The following is a 1,684-nucleotide window of genomic DNA, read 5'->3' as shown; positions in this document are numbered from 1 at the left end:
TGCATCATTAAATATACAACTTTTCTGTCTAATAATTAGATTATTTGTTTATATTTGATAGAATTAAACGGAGGTTTTTTCACAGACTGACGTTGTGCGACATTTTACCTGAACCGAATATAAATTGAAGAATAAATGAAAATAAAAATTATAATTTTTGCATATTTGTTTTTGACTATTAATGCTTTCGGACAAAAAAGAACTGCCGAAGACTTTGGTTATAAACACATAATATATATTTATAAAAACGACAAAGTAGACATTTTAATCAAATCAAAAAATGGAGAAGAAAATTTAAAAAAGCCTTTGTTATTCTTTTCTCAAGGAAGCTTACCAAAACCTTTAATAAAATATAGTGAACAAGGGGATTATCCAGTTTTTCCTTTTGACACAGACAGTATTTCTCAAAAATATCATTTAGTGATTATTGGCAAACCAAATATTCCTTTAATTGCTGATACAAAAACGCTTGGTAAAGATTTTACTTACATTGATAGCTCAGGCAATTTCCCAAAAGAATACAATGAAAGGAACTTGCTAACTTATTATGTGGACAGAAATATTGAAATAATTAAATATTTACAAAAACAACCGTGGGTATCAAAATCCAAACTTGTTGTTGCAGGACATTCTGAAGGAAGTACAATTGTTGCGAAAATGGCAAATATCTCAAAATTAATAACCCATCTTATTTATTCTGGTGGAAATCCATTAGGCAGAATTATGTCTGTAATCGAAGAAAGTAGAACAACCGAAACTGACAGCACAAAATATGCGGAAGAGAATTTTAGATATTGGCAAGATGTTGTGAACAACAAAATGGATATGACTGACGACGGACAAGGTGATACTTACAGAGCAACATTTGAATTTTCTATTCCAACAACTTATTATATGGAAAAATTAAAAATACCTGTACTTATTTGTTATGGTACAAAAGATTACAGTTCGCCATTTAATGATTATTTCAGAGTTGATTGTATTTTGAAAAACAGAAAGAATTTTCAGTTCAATGCTTACATTGGAACAGAGCATAATTTTTTTCCAATGACAGCTGACAACAAACCAAATTTTGACATTTATAATTGGGACAAAGTTGCGAATGATTGGTTGAAATGGCTAAATTCAAATTAAAAAAAACGTCGCACAACAGCTAAGGATTCGTTGGGCTTGAAAAGCCAACAATGAAGCCGCGGTTGAACGGAACCGATTACATGCCGTCAACAATATGGAGTTATCGTAAATTGGGTAGAGTGGTTACAAGAGGCTAAAACGCCTCTTTTTTTTTGGTGTGTAAATCAGGCTAATTTTATACTGTTTTGCTTTCCCGAAGTTTCGGGATTGGGCAGACCTGCCCTTACCCATAAAGTTATTTTTTACAGGGAATTGAACTTTGGCTACCGCCAAGATACCAAGCAGGCGGACCACGCTGGTCAAAAACCGCTATTCGATGTAAATTGCCCGTTTTGCAACACGGACATTTGGGTAAAAATGGTTTCTTTTCTGCTTTTTCTAGCACTTTTACTTTTAATTTCTCCTGCAAAAGCTTGAGCTTTTGACGTTTCCAAGTGCTACTCAAAAAACCATAATGACGGATTTTTACAAAACGTTTGGGCAAAATATGCAACGCAAAACGCCTGATAAATTCTTCGTGCGTCAGTGTCATTTGTTTCTTAAATCCGTT

General features: G+C 33.1%; 2 protein-coding genes. One reads left to right on the top strand and one right to left on the bottom strand.

From position 1 onward, the window contains the following. The first annotated feature begins 135 nt into the window (after positions 1–135). Positions 136–1,134, top strand: a complete 999-nt coding sequence (locus tag BMW63_RS17705; RefSeq protein ID WP_074724784.1) for an acyl-CoA thioester hydrolase/BAAT C-terminal domain-containing protein — start codon at positions 136–138, stop codon at positions 1,132–1,134. Between the two features lie 235 nt (positions 1,135–1,369). Here the strand turns inward: BMW63_RS17705 and BMW63_RS17700 are convergent. Beyond that, the coding region (locus tag BMW63_RS17700; protein WP_175460316.1) for a transposase at positions 1,370–1,684 on the bottom strand (315 nt) is incomplete at its 5' end.

Origin of the sequence: Flavobacterium frigoris (assembly GCF_900111075.1) — a bacterium.
GTDB classification, from domain to species: Bacteria; Bacteroidota; Bacteroidia; order Flavobacteriales; family Flavobacteriaceae; genus Flavobacterium; species Flavobacterium frigoris.
The sequence above is the reverse complement of the archived record's forward strand: the minus strand, read 5'-3'. Positions and strand labels throughout refer to the sequence as shown.

What these genes read in the sequence shown, in the direction of transcription:
- BMW63_RS17705 (WP_074724784.1), top strand. Translation starts at nt 136, where the DNA reads ATGAAAATAAAAATTATAATTTTTGCATATTTGTTTTTGACTATTAAT.